The organism is Streptomyces sp. NBC_00568 (assembly GCF_026341855.1).
Classification (GTDB): domain Bacteria; phylum Actinomycetota; class Actinomycetes; order Streptomycetales; family Streptomycetaceae; genus Streptomyces.
The window spans coordinates 2,435,774-2,451,304 of sequence record NZ_JAPENW010000001.1 but is presented as its reverse complement, the minus strand read 5'-3'; the positions used below and the strand labels follow the sequence as shown (position 1 = coordinate 2,451,304).

Annotated in this window: 14 protein-coding genes; 10 read left to right on the top strand and 4 right to left on the bottom strand. The window is 69.6% G+C overall.

The genetic code is table 11. The features are described from left to right. The first annotated feature begins 2 nt into the window (after positions 1–2). From OOK38_RS10525 to OOK38_RS10515, 3 genes are all read left to right on the top strand, one after another. Positions 3–740, top strand: coding sequence for an A24 family peptidase (locus tag OOK38_RS10525; RefSeq protein ID WP_266761542.1), 738 nt, complete (start codon positions 3–5; stop codon positions 738–740). Between the two features lie 72 nt (positions 741–812). Continuing rightward, positions 813–2,027, top strand: coding sequence for a cyclic dehypoxanthinyl futalosine synthase (gene mqnC / locus OOK38_RS10520; RefSeq protein WP_266761544.1), 1,215 nt, complete (start codon positions 813–815; stop codon positions 2,025–2,027). Positions 2,028–2,034: 7 nt separating this feature from the next. Then, positions 2,035–2,634 (top strand): hypothetical protein, encoded by a 600-nt coding sequence (locus tag OOK38_RS10515; protein ID WP_266761546.1) that lies wholly within the window; start codon positions 2,035–2,037, stop codon positions 2,632–2,634. 20 nt (positions 2,635–2,654) lie between these two features. Here the strand turns inward: OOK38_RS10515 and OOK38_RS10510 are convergent, their stop codons facing one another. After that, on the bottom strand, positions 2,655–3,695 hold the full coding sequence (locus OOK38_RS10510) for a chitinase (protein ID WP_266761548.1): 1,041 nt from the start codon (positions 3,693–3,695) through the stop codon (positions 2,655–2,657). 318 nt (positions 3,696–4,013) lie between these two features. Here OOK38_RS10510 and OOK38_RS10505 point away from each other — a divergent pair, with 318 nt between their 5' ends. From OOK38_RS10505 to OOK38_RS10485, 5 genes are all read left to right on the top strand, one after another. Then, positions 4,014–4,421 (top strand): hypothetical protein, encoded by a 408-nt coding sequence (locus tag OOK38_RS10505; protein WP_266761549.1) that lies wholly within the window; start codon positions 4,014–4,016, stop codon positions 4,419–4,421. A gap of 19 nt (positions 4,422–4,440) precedes the next feature. Beyond that, entirely contained in the window at positions 4,441–6,783 is a 2,343-nt protein-coding gene (locus OOK38_RS10500) for a bifunctional polysaccharide deacetylase/glycosyltransferase family 2 protein (protein WP_266761551.1), read from the top strand. A 300-nt stretch (positions 6,784–7,083) separates the two neighbouring features. Next, on the top strand, positions 7,084–8,346 hold the full coding sequence (locus OOK38_RS10495) for an acyltransferase (RefSeq protein ID WP_266765800.1): 1,263 nt from the start codon (positions 7,084–7,086) through the stop codon (positions 8,344–8,346). A 240-nt stretch (positions 8,347–8,586) separates the two neighbouring features. Next, positions 8,587–10,122, top strand: a complete 1,536-nt coding sequence (locus tag OOK38_RS10490; protein WP_266761553.1) for a reprolysin-like metallopeptidase — start codon at positions 8,587–8,589, stop codon at positions 10,120–10,122. A gap of 205 nt (positions 10,123–10,327) precedes the next feature. Next, entirely contained in the window at positions 10,328–11,023 is a 696-nt protein-coding gene (locus tag OOK38_RS10485) for a demethylmenaquinone methyltransferase (RefSeq protein ID WP_266761555.1), read from the top strand. Positions 11,024–11,045: 22 nt separating this feature from the next. Here the strand turns inward: OOK38_RS10485 and OOK38_RS10480 are convergent, their stop codons facing one another. Both OOK38_RS10480 and OOK38_RS10475 read right to left on the bottom strand, forming a co-directional pair. After that, complete coding sequence (locus OOK38_RS10480) at positions 11,046–11,378, bottom strand: PASTA domain-containing protein (protein ID WP_266848368.1); 333 nt, start codon at positions 11,376–11,378, stop codon at positions 11,046–11,048. 80 nt (positions 11,379–11,458) lie between these two features. Next, positions 11,459–11,965 (bottom strand): GNAT family N-acetyltransferase, encoded by a 507-nt coding sequence (locus OOK38_RS10475; RefSeq protein WP_266761559.1) that lies wholly within the window; start codon positions 11,963–11,965, stop codon positions 11,459–11,461. 98 nt (positions 11,966–12,063) lie between these two features. Between OOK38_RS10475 and OOK38_RS10470 the strand changes: the two genes are divergently transcribed. Continuing rightward, positions 12,064–13,365, top strand: a complete 1,302-nt coding sequence (locus tag OOK38_RS10470; protein ID WP_266761560.1) for a geranylgeranyl reductase family protein — start codon at positions 12,064–12,066, stop codon at positions 13,363–13,365. Between the two features lie 259 nt (positions 13,366–13,624). Here OOK38_RS10470 and OOK38_RS10465 read toward each other — a convergent pair whose 3' ends face one another. After that, complete coding sequence (locus OOK38_RS10465; RefSeq protein WP_266761562.1) at positions 13,625–14,458, bottom strand: C40 family peptidase; 834 nt, start codon at positions 14,456–14,458, stop codon at positions 13,625–13,627. 713 nt (positions 14,459–15,171) lie between these two features. Here OOK38_RS10465 and OOK38_RS10460 point away from each other — a divergent pair. After that, positions 15,172–15,531 (top strand): NADH-quinone oxidoreductase subunit A, encoded by a 360-nt coding sequence (locus OOK38_RS10460; protein ID WP_007383963.1) that lies wholly within the window; start codon positions 15,172–15,174, stop codon positions 15,529–15,531.

Sequence of the window (15,531 nt, the reverse complement as noted above, 5' to 3'; positions counted from 1 at the left end):
GCGTGGATCTCGACCTCTGGCTCGTCGTCGCCGCCGCGCTCTGGGGCGCGGCGGCGGGGCTGCTGGTGCCCCGGCCCGCGTACCGCCTCGCCGTCGAGCCGGACGAGCCGTGGCGCGACCGCTGCCCCGACGGGCAGCCGATCACCGGGGTGGCGCGCGGATGGCTCGGGCTCGCCAGGTCGCCGGGCGCTTCCTGGTACGGCCCCGGCACCCTCCTCGTCTCGCCGGCCACCGCCCTGGTCTGTGCCGGGCTAGCCCTCGCGACCGGGACGCGCCCGGAACTGGGCGCCTGGCTGCTGCTCGCGCCGCTCGGCGTCCTGCTCGCCGTGGTGGACTTCCGGGTGCAGCGGCTGCCGGACGCGCTGACCCTGCCGCTCGCGGTGGCGGCGCTCGCGCTGCTCGGGGTGGCCGCCGCCCTGCCCGAGCACGCGGGGGAGTGGCTGACGGCGCTGTTCGGGGCGCTCGCGCTCGGGGGCGCGTACTTCGTGCTCTTCCTCATCAACCCGAACGGCATGGGTTTCGGCGATGTGAAGCTGGCGCTCGGTCTCGGGGCGGTGCTCGGCTGGTACGGGTGGAGCGTGGTGTTCCTGGGGACCTTCGCGGGTTTCCTGTTCGGCGCGCTGTACGGGATGGTCCTGGTGATCGTGCGGCGCGCCGGGCGCAAGACGTCGATCCCGTTCGGCCCGTTCCTGATCGCGGGGGCGTACGTGGGGCTCCTGATCGGGGCTTACGCGGCCTGACGTCGGTCGGCGCGACGAGCTGGCGTAGGGTGGTTGGGTCTGTCCACAACCCTTACGAAAGGGACGCTCCCGGTGACCGAGAAGGCCGACCTTACGTCTTTTGATGTCACAGCCGTCCTCGACCGTGCCGCCGGGGGTGGGCGGATCACCCCGGAAGAGGCGCTCGTCCTCTACCGCGACGCCCCGCTGCACGCGCTCGGCGCCGCCGCCGACGCCGTACGCCGCCGCAGGTACGCGGGTACCGAGCACATCGCGACGTACATCATCGAGCGCAACATCAACTACACGAACGTGTGCGTCACGGCGTGCAAGTTCTGCGCCTTCTACGCCGCCCCCAAGGACACCGCCAAGGGCTGGACGCGCGACCTCGACGACATCCTGCGCCGCTGCGCCGAGACCGTCGAGCTCGGCGGGACGCAGATCATGTTCCAGGGCGGACACCACCCGGACTACGGCGTCGAGTACTACGAGAAGCACTTCGCCGCGATCAAGGGCGCGTACCCCGAGCTGGTCATCCACTCCCTCGGCGCGTCCGAGGTCGAGCACATGGCCCGGATCTCCAAGGTGACCGTCGAGGAGGCCATCCAGCGCATCCACGCGGCCGGTCTCGACTCGTTCGCCGGCGCCGGCGCCGAGCTGCTTCCCGCCCGGCCGCGCAAGGCGATCGCCCCGCTCAAGGAGTCCGGCGAGCGGTGGCTGGAGATCATGGAGATCGCGCACGGGCTGGGCGTCGAGTCGACGTCCACCATGCTGATGGGCACCGGCGAGACCAACGCCGAGCGTATCGAGCACCTGCGGATGATCCGTGACGTACAGGACCGGACGGGCGGCTTCCGTGCCTTCATCCCGTACACCTACCAGCCCGAGAACAACCACCTGAAGGGCCGTACGCAGGCGACGCTCTTCGAGTACCTGCGGATGATCGCGATCGCCCGTCTCTTCCTCGACAACGTGGCGCACATCCAGGGTTCCTGGCTGACCACCGGCAAGGAGGTCGGCCAGCTCTCCCTGCACTACGGCGCGGACGACCTCGGCTCGATCATGCTGGAGGAGAACGTCGTCTCCTCCGCCGGTGCCAAGCACCGCTCCAACCGGATGGAGATCATCGACCTGATCCGCAAGGCGGGCCGCGTCCCCGCCCAGCGGACGACGACGTACGAGCACATCGTCGTCCACGAGGACCCGGCGAACGACCCGGTCGACGAGCGCGTCATGTCCCACATCTCCTCGACGGCGATCGCGGGCGGCACGGCGCACCCCGAGCTGAAGCTGCTGGCCTCCAACTAGCCGCGCCGTGCTGACACTTCACGTAGCCGAGCGGTCGGCCGGGACCTCGGTCCTGGTCGACGGGGCAGTCGTCGCCGCCGTCGGCCCGTACGAGGAACTGGCCGCCGCCCATCCGGGCGCGAAGGTGCGGCACTGGCCCGGCATCCTGACGCCGGGGCTGCTCAACCCGTACGGCCCGGAGCTCCTGGAAGCCATGTACCACCCGGACCCGCGCGAGGCCGACGGCTTCGGCACCGAGCCCATCGGCGGGGAGCGGGCCAAGCGGATCTTCCGCGCCGATCCCACGCGCGTCGGCGCGAGCGCGCGGCGTGGGATCCAGCGGTTGCTGGCGCACGGCACGGTGGCGGTGGCCGGGGAGCTGCGGTCGCGAGCCGTGGTCGACGCGGTGCGCAGGGTGGGTCTCGCGGTGGGGCGGCGGCCGGAACGGCTCGCGGGGCCGGCGTCGCTGTCCCCGACCCCGCTGATCATGCTGCCGGGGCTCGTGCCGGGCGGTCCCGCCCGGTTCGCCGTGTTCGACGTGGCGGACCGCGCCGAACTGGTCCGGCTCGGTGCGGGAACCTGCGTGGCGACCGTGATCGGCGGGCGGCTGGTGTACCGGAGCCGCTGATCACGGCACGTGCCGCCGGCTCAGCCCGCGAACGTCTTCGCGAACGCCCCCGAACTCTGCTTCACCCCACTGCAGTCGGTCGCCGCGTCATCGGACGCAGAGTCGTCGTCCCCGCACTGCTGGTCCCGGAACGTCGACCACATCGACACCCAGGCCACGCCCTTCCTCTCGGCGAACTCCCGTACCTGCGCCGCGTCCGAGAGGCCGAACGTCTCGTTGTCGACGTCGTTGACGCCGATCATCGAGGTGAGCGCGAGCCCCTGCCAGGCCCCCGCGTCCGACAGTCCGAACACGTCCTTCAGCTGGTCGTGGGCCGCCTCGGCGGACGTGATCGCGTAGTCGCCCATGTCGTCGGCGTACGAACTCCCGTAGTTCATGGTCATGATGTTGACCGTGGAGACCTTCACGGAATGGTCGTTGGCGGACTCCAGGAGCGCCAGGCCGTCGTCGTCGAGGCCGGAGGGCATGACGGGCAGGGTGAAGGACACCGTCAGATCGGTGCGCTCCTTCTGGAGCAGCCCGATCGCCTCGGAGCGCAGCGCGACCGAGCCGGAATCGGTCAACTGGTCGCCCTCGACGTCGAAGTCCGCCTGGGTGGAGCCGGCCGCGTCCAGTGCCGCGCCGTAGGCCGCCGCGAGCTCGCTCGCGCTGTCGCAGGTCGACGCCAGCTCCTTGCCGGAGGCGCCGCCGAACGACACCCGCACACTCGCGCCGGACTTCTTCAGCGCCGATATCCGGGACTTCACGGCCGTGTCACCGATGGCGTACGTCCCGTTCCAGCTCGGCGTGCAGTCGTTGCCGTCGGAGATCACGAAGGCCAGGTTGTAGGTGGTCGGGGACCCCGCCGAGTCGGTGGCGGAGGCGGTCGTGGCGCTCACGTACGGGGCGTACGAGGTGGCCGACGACTCCGACGCGCTCGGGCTCGGTGACGGTGCCGCGGCCGACCGTCCGGGCGGCGCGGACGCTCCGTCCGAGGCGTCGTCGCCGCCCGAGGAGCACCCCGCACAGGCCAGGGCCACCAGGCAGACGACCCCTGCGGCCGGCTTCAGGAAACTCCTCATTGCGCACGCACCCGCTCTCGCTATTTCTCGTGATTTCTGTCTCAGGTCGGAAACAAACGGTCGTTCCCCGACTGGAAATGTGTCACATCCGGACCCGAATGCCGAATGGAGATCATGCATGGGAGTCGCGGGGGAGAGTACCGGAAAAGGGGGTGATCCGGACTTTCAAATGGTGCATATCTTCCAAATCCATCGGGCTTGAGCTGCGAGGATGGTCCTTGAATCTCATAGAGAAAATACAGGTAGAGGCATCTCTCGTGGGCCGCTCACACGGAAAGCAGAGTTTCTGACACATAAAGGCGTCCTAATGTCTGGGGAATGCAATCCGAGTCCGCCATCGAAAACCATGCCCCGGTGCGTGGCCGCCGCCGCAAACGCGGCAGCGGGGCCGTGGACGGCCCCGTGTTCGTTGACAACTCTGGGCGCCGCGCCCGCATGCTGCGCAGAATCGGCACCCTCGTCGGCGTCGTCTGCCTCGGCTACGCCGTCGTGCTCGGCATGGCCTTCATGGGCTGGGGCACTTCGCTGACGCCGTCCTCGCTCCTCCCCTTCGACGGTGGCCGGGCCGGTTCCGCACCCGGCGGGGGCAACGGGATACAGCCGGGCGGCATCGCCCCCAGCGGCGCACCGACCGGCACCCCGCCCTCGGGTCCGCCCACCGGGTCCGCGCCCTCCTCCGCTCCCACGACAACCGCCGGGGCTTCCGCCTCCACCGGCGCCAACTGACGGGGACGCACTCACCCTCATGACTACGACGACGCCCGCGCGCGGCCGTCGGCGCGCCCCCTCCAAGATGGAGCGGGCGGCCGGCAAGGCCGCGGCGCTGCAGAAACCACGCGTCATCCTCGCCCTGCTGCTCCTGCTGGCGCTCATCAGCGTGATGCTGCTCGACGGCTATCTGCGCTCCGAGATCGGCAACGACGCGCGGGTGCGCGACGGCGCGGCCTACGACAAGGTCCCCGAGAAGATCCTCGACGGCGGGCCCATCCTGACCTTCGACAACGGCACCGCGAAGACGCAGTCCGTGCCGAAGAAGACCATCGTGCTCACCTTCGACGACGGGCCGACCGCGAACTGGACGCCCGAAGTCCTCGAGGTCCTCGAGAAGAACGACGTCGAGGCCACCTTCTTCATGGTCGGCTCGATGGTCTCCCGCTACCCGGACGTGGTGAAGACCCTGGTGGACCAGGGCAACGAGGTCGGCATCCACACCTTCACCCACGTCGACCTCTCCTATCAGAGCACCACGCGCCTCCAACGTGAGCTGAAGCAGACGCAGTTGGCCCTCGCGGGGGCGGCCGGCGTCACCACCACGCTGTTCCGCGCCCCGTACTCGTCGGAGATCAACGCCGTCGACAACTACAGCTGGCCCGTCTACAAGGAGCTCGGCGGCCTCGGCTACACGAGCGTCTTCGTCGACACCGACAGCGACGACTGGAAGAAGCCGGGCGTCTCGAAGATCGTCAAGTGGGCGACGCCGAAGAAGAACCAGGGCGCCATCGTCCTCATGCACGACGCGGGCGGTGACCGCTCGCAGACGGTCGAGGCGCTCGGCGTCTACATCAAGAAGATGAAGGCGAAGGGCTACACCTTCACCACCGTCAGCGGTGCCCAGGCCAAGCTGAACCGGGCCGCGGCCCAGGCACGCGGCACCGGAGGGGCCACCGGGTCGAACCTGCCTCCCGGTCAGCAGGCGAGCGGCGGGCAGACGGGCGGTGGGCAGGCGAACGGTCAGCAGGCGGGCCCTGGTTCGGCCGGTACCGCCGCGAGCGCGGCCGCGCAGGCCGCGCAGCGGAAGGCCACCGGCGCGACCCTCTACGAGGGCAAGGCGCTCGTCTACGCCGTGGCGGTCGCCGAATGGGTCGTACCGGCGCTGTCCTGGTTCCTCGTGGTCGTCGGCGTCGCCGTCATGGGCCGGTTCGGGATGATGCTGGTTCTCGCCCGCCGCCACTACCGGCAGCGCAACCGCAGACGCGGCAGGGGCGGAAAGTTCAGCTGGGGGCCGACGGTCACCCGGCCGGTGACCGTGATCGTGCCCGCGTACAACGAGAAGGAATGCATCGCCAACACCCTGAGATCGCTGGCGAAGAGCACGCATCCGATCGAGATCATCGTGGTCGACGACGGTTCCGAGGACAACACGTCCGAGATCGCCGAGTCGCTCGGCATGCCGAACGTCCGCGTCATCCGGCAGGAGAACGCGGGCAAGCCGGCCGCGCTCAACAACGGTGTCCGCAACGCCCGGTACGACATCGTCGTGATGATGGACGGCGACACCGTCTTCGAGCCGGACGCCGTGCACCAGCTCGTGCAGCCCTTCGCCGACCCGGAGATCGGGGCCGTCGCGGGCAACGCCAAGGTCGGCAACCGCAACACGATGATCGGCGCCTGGCAGCATATCGAGTACGTGATGGGCTTCAACCTCGACCGCCGCATGTACGACCTGCTGCGCTGCATGCCCACCATCCCCGGCGCGATCGGCGCGTTCCGCCGGGACGCGGTGCTGGAGGTCGGCGGCATGAGCGAGGACACGCTCGCCGAGGACACCGACATCACCATCGCCATGCACCGAGCGGGGTGGCGGGTCGTCTACCAGGAGCACGCCAAGGCCTGGACGGAGGCGCCCGGTTCGCTCAAGCAGCTGTGGTCGCAGCGATACCGCTGGAGCTACGGCACCATGCAGGCCCTGTGGAAGCACCGCAAGTCCCTGACGGACATGGGGCCTTCGGGCCGCTTCGGCCGCGTGGGCATGCCGCTGGTGGTCCTGTTCCAGATCGTCACACCGGTCTTCGCGCCCCTCATCGACGTGTTCACCGCCTACTCGATGATCTTCGTGGACTTCCAGGCCGCGCTTCTCGTCTGGCTGGCCGTCCTCGCGGTCCAACTGGTCTGCGCGGCCTACGCGTTCCGCCTCGACCGGGAGAAGTACCGGTACCTCGCGATGCTGCCGCTGCAGCAACTCGCGTACCGCCAGATGATGTATCTGGTTCTGATCCACTCCTGCGTCACGGCCCTGACCGGCGGCCGCCTCCGCTGGCAGAAGCTCAAGCGCACGGGCGAGGTCGGAACCCCGGCAGGAGTGAGCTAGATGAGCTGGGGCGCGGATCAGCAGGGTCAGGGTCAGGGTCAGGGGCAGGGGCAGCCAGGGCAGGGGCCGCAGGGGTACGGCCAGGGAGGCCACGGGTACGGCCAGACGTACGGGCAGCAGACGCCCCCTCAACCGTACGGGCAGGGATATCCGCAGCAGCCCGGCGAGGCATACGGCGACGGCTGCGGCGAGGCATACGGCCACGGCCACGGCCACGGCCACGACGAGACGTACGGCCAGGGATATGGCGCCGGATACACCCAGCCGCAGCCGCCGTACGGGCAGCCCGTACAGCAGCCCGTGCCGTACGGGCAGTCCGTGCCGTACGAGGAGCAGTGGCCGTACGTCTCCGAGGAACCGGGAGCCCTCTCGACGACGGCACCGCAGGCACCGGTGCCTGCCGACCCCTCGCCGCCCCGGCCCTCTCCTTCACCGGCCCCGGCTCACGACGAGCCTTCGGCCGACGCGGAGGCCGCCTCTCAGGGCTCCCCTCCCGAGAAGCCCACCGAGCCGGCCCCGAAGGCGCGAGCCGGGGGCCGCGACCGCTACTTCGACGCCCTCCGCGCCGTCGCCCTGGTCCGTGTCGTCAGCTACCACACCTTCGGCTGGGCCTGGGCGGGCCTGGTCTTCCCGTCGATGGGCGTGATGTTCGCGCTCGCCGGAACGCTGATGGCCAAGTCCCTGGAACGCCCCGCGTTCAAGGTGGTCCGAAGCCGGATGCGGCGCCTGCTGCCGCCGTTCTGGTTCTGGGGCCTCTTCGTCGTGGTGGCGATGATGATCCACGGCTGGATGCCGGGCTGGCAGATCGTGTTCTGGATCGTCCCGGTCGGCGACCCGCCGGGCAACCAGTGGGGTGTCCAGGCCTGGGAGATCCTCTGGTACCTGCGGACGTACCTCTGGTTCGTGCTGCTCTCCCCCCTGCTCCTGAAGATCTTCCGCAAGGCCCCGATTCCGGTCCTGCTCCTCTCCCTCGTTCCGATCGTGGTCTTCCAGTACGGCTGGCAGCCGCCGTACGACCGCTTCGGCAGCGCTCTCACGGACCTCGCCACCTACCTCTTCTGCTGGCTCGTAGGCTTCGCGCACCGCGAGGGCGTGCTCCAGCGGCTGAAGCCGGGTGCCGTGGTCCTCGCGTCGCTCGCCGCCCTCGCGTTCGGCGGCTGGTACGCCCTCGCGCACCAGGCGGAGTTCGGCACCTACGACCTCGACGAGATCCCCCTCGCGCAGACCTTCTGGTCGGCGGGCTTCGTGACGCTGCTGATGTATTTCAAGGCGTACTACGACGTCGACTTCGCCTGGCTGGCCCGCTTCGAGCGACTCGACCGCATCGTGACGATCTTCAACGGCCGGGCGGTGACGATCTACCTCTGGCACGAGATCGCGCTGATCCTGGCGGTCCCGCTGATCGACCGGTTCTGGAACGTGCCCGCCTTCGAGAAATGGCTGCCGCTGGAGAGCCAGTGGTTCATGTTCGGCATCGGCTGGGTGCTGATCTGGATCGCGATCCCGCTGTTCGGCTGGGTCGAGGACGTGGCCGCGCGCAGGAAGCCGAGACTGCTGCCGTGACGTCCGCACCGAGGGCGGGTCGCGGAGCCGGCCCGGCGGTGGCCGCGGGGCGGGCCGGGCCAGGGGGTTCGCGGGGCCTGCGACCGTCCGGTTGATCAACGCCGCCACCTGGGCATCTCCGTGCCGGTAACCGGGTGAACCTCTCCACGGGTGGGCGTCCGAGCTCGCGTAGAACGAGCTCGCGCGATCTTGGTTACGGAACATGGGGCGAGATTCCCCACAGAGAGGCTGACGTACCTCATGCGTCGTTCCCTGCTCGCCGCATCCACCGCGGCGACCGCCCTCACCGCCGCCCTGTCCCTGGCCATGAACACACCCGCCGCCGCCGGAGCCGGCGGCGGGCACGAGCCCGAGCCCTGGGTGAAGCGCAGCGCCGTGATGCGTGCGAATCCGAAGGACTTCCATTCGCTGTGCCGCAAGCCGAAGGACGGCGTGCCCGAGCGCCGCACCTTCCCGCTCTTCGAGCGCGGCAAGGGCTTCACGGCGATCGAGGACTTCAGACGCCAGGAACCGAACGGCACCGTGTTCTGGTCCGGCCACGACCCGAGGCATCCGGAGAACACGATCTCCGTGTCCGTCATCGGGGCGTGTACGGCCGGGCCGGTCACCCTTTCCGGCGAGATCGAGGCGGGCTTCCGCCAGTATCTGTACAAGCCGCTGGCCAAGCGGCCGGGCCGGTACCTGCTGCAGGAGATCGACACCCTGAAACTGCCCCCCAGCGGACAGGGCGTCGACACCGTGACCGCGCCGCCGACCCGGTCGGCCAAGCCGCACAAGCCGGGTCTGCGGATCGCCACTCCCGACAATCCCGCGGCCATCGACATCGTCGTCGCCTACACCCCGGCGACCGTCACCGAACTCGGTTCGGTCGCGGCGGTCCAGAGCCGGATCGACTACGGCGTGAACCAGCTCAACAGGGCACTCGCGACCAGCTACGTGCCGGCCAGCGTGCATGTCGTCAACACCTACCAGACCCAGGCGACCGGCGTCGCCCGTGAGAACGCCGGAACGCTGCTGAACATGATCAGCAACCCCACGAACCTGACCCTCGGTGCCACGGCCGCCGCCCAGCGGGCCGCCTTCGGCGCCGACCTGGTGGCACTCATCGCCGCCATCCCCGCGGAGGACAGCTCCGGGCAGGCCAACCTGCCCACCCCGGCGGGCCCGACGACCAGCAACAACGCCTTCTCGGTGACCAGCGCCTTCTCCATCACGGCGTGGGAGAACCTCGCGCACGAGATCGGCCACAACTTCGGTCTCAAGCACGACCGCAAGACGGTGGTGGCCCAGGGCGGCACGACTCCCGTGGGCACCGACAACTACGGCTGGGTCACCGCCGACCAGCGGCACCACACGATCATGGCCTACTCCAGCGCCTGCACCCTGGCGTGCACGGTCGTCAACCAGTACTCCAACACCGTCAACCAGCTCAACGGCCAGGCGCTCGGCGACGAGAACAACAACAACGCCGCCAACGCGACGAGGGCTGCCGAGTATCTGGCGGGCTATCGGACCTCCCTGGTCACCAACCGGGTCTCCCTGACCATGGCCTCCAGCCCCGTCGCCGGAGGCAGTCTCAGGCCGAGCGAGTACGGCCCGTACGACCCCGGTGCGCAGGTCACCGTCACCGCCGAGCCGAGCCCCGGCTTCCAGATCAGCGGCTGGCAGGTCGACGGTGTGCTCCAGACCGACACCACGCTCAACTACACGATCACCATGGACGCCAACCACACCATCACCGCGCTGTTCACCGAGATCCCGGAGCCTGTGCGGTAGTACCCGGCCTGCGGCAGAGCCCGTCGGGCCGACGGGCTCTGAGCCCGCCCGCCCGCCGGCGGACACCGGAGCGTCGGACAGCGCCGCACCCGCCCCCCGTGGTTCACGGGGCGGGTGCGGCGCTTTTCCCGTGCGCCGGGAACAGCGACCGATTCCCGGCCGGGCGCCGGAGAGCCGTCGGGCCCGTACTGCCACAATGGGGACCGTGACCCGCGCATCCCTGGACAAGCAGCCGCACGAAGTCGCCTCGATGTTCGACGACGTGGCGGAACGGTACGACCTGACCAACGACCTCCTGTCGCTCGGCCAGGACCGGGTGTGGCGCAAGGAGGTCGCGAAGGCGGTCGACGCGCGCCCCGCACAGAAGATCCTGGACCTCGCGGCCGGTACCGCGACCTCGTCCCTCCCCTTCGCCCGCGCCGGCGCCTATGTCGTCCCCTGCGACTTCTCCCTCGGGATGCTCCGCGTCGGCAAGCGCAACCACCCCTGGCTGCCGCTGACGGCCGGTGACGCGACCAAGCTGCCGTTCAAGGACGACACCTTCGACGCCGTCACGATCTCCTTCGGGCTGCGCAACGTGCAGGACACCGACACCGCGCTCAGCGAGCTGTACCGCGTGACGAAGCCCGGCGGACGTGTCGTGATCTGCGAGTTCTCGCACCCCACCTGGGCGCCGTTCCGCACGGTCTACACCGAGTACCTGATGCGCGCGCTGCCCCCGGTCGCCCGCGCCGCCTCCTCCAACCCCGAGGCGTACGTCTATCTCGCCGAGTCCATCCGCGCCTGGCCGACCCAGCCGGAACTGGCCGAGCGGCTGAAGAAGGCCGGCTGGTCGAAGGTCGCCTGGCGCAACCTGACGGGCGGCATCGTGGCCCTCCACCGGGGCTACAAGCAGGCCTGACCGCCGGGGCCCGCCCTCCCGGCTACCTGAGGACCTCGAAGGGGTCGCCGGGCTGGTCGAGTTCACGGCGGAGCCCTCCCGACGGCGGACGCGGCGGCCGGGGTTCACGCACTCCCGCGCCGCCCTCCGCGTCCCCGAGGTCGAACCACACGGTGACGACCGCTCCGCGCGGCACCTCGGCACCCGGCTGCGGAAATTGCCGTACGACGTAGTCGACCACCGTCCGATGGAAGTCGGGCCGGTCGGGCGCGGCGAGCAGCACACCGCCCGCCTCTGCCGTCTCACGCGCGTCCACGGCCATCAGACCGACGAGCCGCGGTACGCGCACTTCGGGTGTCTTGGGTGTTATGCGCACGGACGTCACCCCCAGCGGTACCGGAAGGGTAAGCCTCGCCCGTGCCCTTCCGGAAGCCGTGAGGAGGCCTGCCGGACTCGTCAGAGGGCCAGCCGGTAGCGGTGGCCCTCCTGCCGCGACGAGGGCAGCGTGAACCGCTCCGCGAGCTCCATGCCGAGCCGTCGGGTCACCGCGATGGAACGGGCGTTGCCCGCGTTGACCATCGCGACGACGTCCGTGACGCCCGCCGCGCGGACCCGCTCCAGGGTGGTCAGCGCGGCCGCCGTGACGTACCCCTTGCCCCAGTGCGCCCGTCCCAGCCGCCAGCCGATCTCGATCTGCCCGGCCGGCCCCCACGCGTGCGGCCACGGCTGCGCGCCGGTGAAGCCCAGTACCTCGTCCTCGGGGCCGACCATCGTCCACAGGCAGAACCCGTGCTCCGCGTCGTGCCGCCGCTGGCGCGCCGTGAGTTCCTCGTACACCGACCGCTCGGCCGTGCGGCCTCCGTGGAACTCCATGACCTCCGGGTCGTCGAAGACCCGGTGCCACGCGAGAGCGTCCTCGTCGGTGGGAACACGCAGTCGTACATCGGGGAGAGCTCGGTTCACGGGGCAGCCCTTCAGCCAGGTGATCGGTACCGCTGCATAGACTGCCCATGTCCAGTGCCCGTCGGCACGTTGATTTCGAGCCTTGGGGAGACCCCGTCGTGACCGAGCCCCAACCCCTCTCCGAAAACACCGCCGACGTCATCGTCGTCGGGGCGGGGCCAGCAGGTTCCACCACCGCGTACTACCTGGCGAAGGCGGGGCTCGACGTCCTGCTCCTGGAGAAGACGGCCTTCCCGCGCGAGAAGGTCTGCGGCGACGGTCTGACCCCGCGCGCCACGAAGCAGCTCGTGTCGATGGGCATCGACATCTCCGAGGAAGCCGGCTGGCTCCGGAACAAGGGCCTGCGGATCATCGGCGGCGGCGTCCGGCTCCAGCTCGACTGGCCGGATCTCGCCTCGTTCCCCGACTACGGACTCGTGCGAAAGCGGGACGATTTCGACGAGCAGCTGGCACGTCAGGCGCAGAAGGCGGGCGCGCGGCTGTACGAGCGCTGCAACGTCGGCGCCCCGATCATCGACGACCGCACCGGCCGCATCACCGGCGTGCGCGCGAAGCTGGGCGACGCCGACTCCAAGGAGAAGCGGGAGGTGACCTTCCACGCCCCCCTGGTGGTGGCGGCCGACGGCAACTCCACCCGGCTCTCCCTGGCGATGGGCCTGCACCGCCGCGAGGACCGCCCGATGGGCGTCGCCGTCCGTACGTACTTCACCTCGCCGCGTCACGAGGACGACTACCTGGAGTCCTGGCTCGAGCTGTGGGACCGCCGGGGCGCGGAGGACCGTCTGCTGCCCGGCTACGGCTGGATCTTCGGCATGGGCGACGGCACCTCGAACGTCGGTCTCGGCGTCCTCAACACCTCCGACTCCTTCAAGGAGCTGGACTGGCGCGAGGTCCTGAAGGCCTGGTGCGCCTCGATGCCGGAGGACTGGGGCTACACGCCCGAGAACATGACCGGCCCGATCCGCGGCGCCGCCCTCCCGATGGCCTTCAACCGTCAACCGCACTACACCAGGGGCCTGCTGCTGGTGGGTGACGCGGGCGGCCTGGTGAACCCCTTCAACGGTGAGGGCATCGCCTACGCCATGGAGTCCGGCCAGATCGCCGCCGACGTCATCGTCCAGGCCCACGCGCGTGCCACTCCCGGCCAGCGCGAGCTGGCCCTCCAGCGCTACCCGCGCGTCCTCAAGGACACCTACGGCGGCTACTACACGCTCGGCCGCGCCTTCGTGAAGCTCATCGGCAACCCGAAGGTCATGAAGATCGCCGCCCAGCGCGGTCTGACCCACCCGATGCTGATGAAGTTCACGCTGAAGATGCTCGCGAACCTCACCGACCCCACGGGCGGCGACGCGATGGACCGCATCATCAACGGCCTCTCGAAGGTGGCCCCCAAGGCCTGACCGGAGCGCCCCCGAGGGGGCACCGCATCAGCCCGCCTTCCTCGGCGGCGCGACGGGCCACCACCCGCCCGCGCCGCCCGCCCGTCGTCTCGCGCCGCCCGGACATCCGCTTCGGGCGCGCGATCACCGCGGCCGGCGGCGGTCCGTCGATCTCCCGTGCCGGACGCCCGCCCTGCGGCAGGCCGCCGCTTCCTGTGCCGGGACAGCCCGAAGGACCGCTCCCCGCACAGGAAGCGGTCCTCCGGAAGACACTCGCGGGTCAGAGCACGCGCACCGCGCCCGTCGCCGGGTAGCCCGAAAGGTCCTGAATCACGACACCCTTGGACGGGTTGGCCGCGTCCAGGTACTGACCGTCACCGATGTACACACCGACGTGGTACGCCGAACCGGCAGAGCCCCAGTACAGGATGTCGCCGACCTGGAGATTGGACAGCGAAACCGGCGTACCGGACGTCGACTGGTCCTGAGAGACGCGCGGCAGGTCGACGCCGACCTGCTTGAACGCCGCCTGCACAAGACCGGAGCAGTCCCACGCGTTGGGTCCGGTGCCGCCCATGACATACGCGTCGCCGACCTGCGCCTTGAGGAACGCGACCACGGTCGCGACGCTGCCGCTGGCCGGGGCGGAGACGTTCGTGGACGTCGAGGCGCCGGCGGACAGGACGGTCCGCGCCGAGGAGCGCGAGACGGCCTCGGCCGCCGCGGCCTTCCGTGCGGCCTCGGCCTTCTTCTTGGCCTCCGCCTTCTTCTTGGCGTCGGCCAGGTCGGCCTTGGCCTGCTTGGCGGCCTTGGCGGCGGCCGCGTCGCGCTCCGCCTGCAGCTCGTAGTTGGCCGCGGCCTGCTGGGTGGCGTCCGCGGACTGCGCGACCTGAGCGGCCAGGTCGGCCGTCAGGGTGGGCAGTTCGAGGGTCTGCGTCACGGGCTCGGCAGCGTTCGCCGAACCCGCCGCCCCGGCCACTGCCAGGGTGCTGAGAACGCCACCGGCAACTCCGGCGCGCATCGCGAGCGACGAGGCGTTGCGGCGGGGTTTCCGGTGGCTTCGTATGTGTGCGGTGTGGGACATGGGTACTAGCGGTACCAGGGGCTCCCTCATACCTTCAAGAAACGTGTGGTGCGCCACAGTTGTTCAATGGGCCGCCGAATTCGTCGCGCGTCACTCTTTATTGACGCCGTAACGGGCATTGCGGACACCGTCCACCGAGCCCGTGATCATGGCCTTTCAGTATTACGTCCGAATTGCCCGCCACCTACCACCGGTTGAAGCCGATGGCCAAGCCCGGCTTATCTGACCCATAGGTAGATGTGGCGCAGGTCACGGAACGGTCACCCGGGCTGTCGCGTCCCGCGCGTCGGCCCCGGCCGTCCCCCGCTCGTGAACGCGTGCACGTGTCCACATCCGTCCGCGCGGCCACCCCGAAGTGTGAACGTGCTCCTCTATCAAGGGGGTGAGCCCAGCGCCAATTTGCATGCAGCGGAAGTCTCTTGATATTGAGACGACGCCTCCGGCCTGCGGCGATGAACGAAAATGTCACGTCTGGTGATCGACCTGACGCTTCGCGTGTGAAGATCACTGCTCATCCGACTTCATGATCGTTCGTCAGGTGGTGGAGATCACAAAGCTTGTGCAATACCCCGTGTCGCAGATCACAGACCGCCGGGCATAAGATGCGAGGCAGTTGGGCTTGTGACCTGCTTCACATGTCCGCGATCTTCGCCGGGACGGGTGGGGCTCGCGGTGTTGCCGAGGCAGGGGTGCAGGCTCGTCGAACCGCCACCAGTCAGTGCCGACTGAGAGGAGCGAGGAGCGTGAACGCGTATGCGCCGATCCTCGTACTGGGAGCCCTCGGGGCAGGCTTTGCGATCTTCTCCGTGGTCATGGCCACGCTGATCGGTCCGAAGCGCTACAACCGCGCCAAGCTCGAAGCGTACGAGTGCGGGATCGAGCCGACCCCCACGCCGGCCGGCGGCGGGCGTTTCCCCATCAAGTACTACCTGACGGCGATGCTCTTCATCGTCTTCGACATCGAGATCGTCTTCCTCTACCCCTGGGCCGTCACCTTCGACGCCCTGGGTGTTTTCGGGCTCGTGGAGATGCTGCTCTTCGTGCTCACCGTCTTCGTCGCGTACGCGTACGTATGGCGGCGCGGCGGCCTGGAATGGGACTGA

Excerpts from the sequence above, each read along its gene's own strand:
- OOK38_RS10490 (WP_266761553.1), top strand. The coding sequence starts at position 8,587 with ATGCGTCGTTCCCTGCTCGCCGCATCCACCGCGGCGACCGCCCTCACC.
- OOK38_RS10465 (WP_266761562.1), bottom strand. The coding sequence starts at position 14,458 with ATGAGGGAGCCCCTGGTACCGCTAGTACCCATGTCCCACACCGCACAC.
- OOK38_RS10500 (WP_266761551.1), top strand. The coding sequence starts at position 4,441 with ATGACTACGACGACGCCCGCGCGCGGCCGTCGGCGCGCCCCCTCCAAG.
- OOK38_RS10505 (WP_266761549.1), top strand. The coding sequence starts at position 4,014 with ATGCAATCCGAGTCCGCCATCGAAAACCATGCCCCGGTGCGTGGCCGC.
- OOK38_RS10510 (WP_266761548.1), bottom strand. The coding sequence starts at position 3,695 with ATGAGGAGTTTCCTGAAGCCGGCCGCAGGGGTCGTCTGCCTGGTGGCC.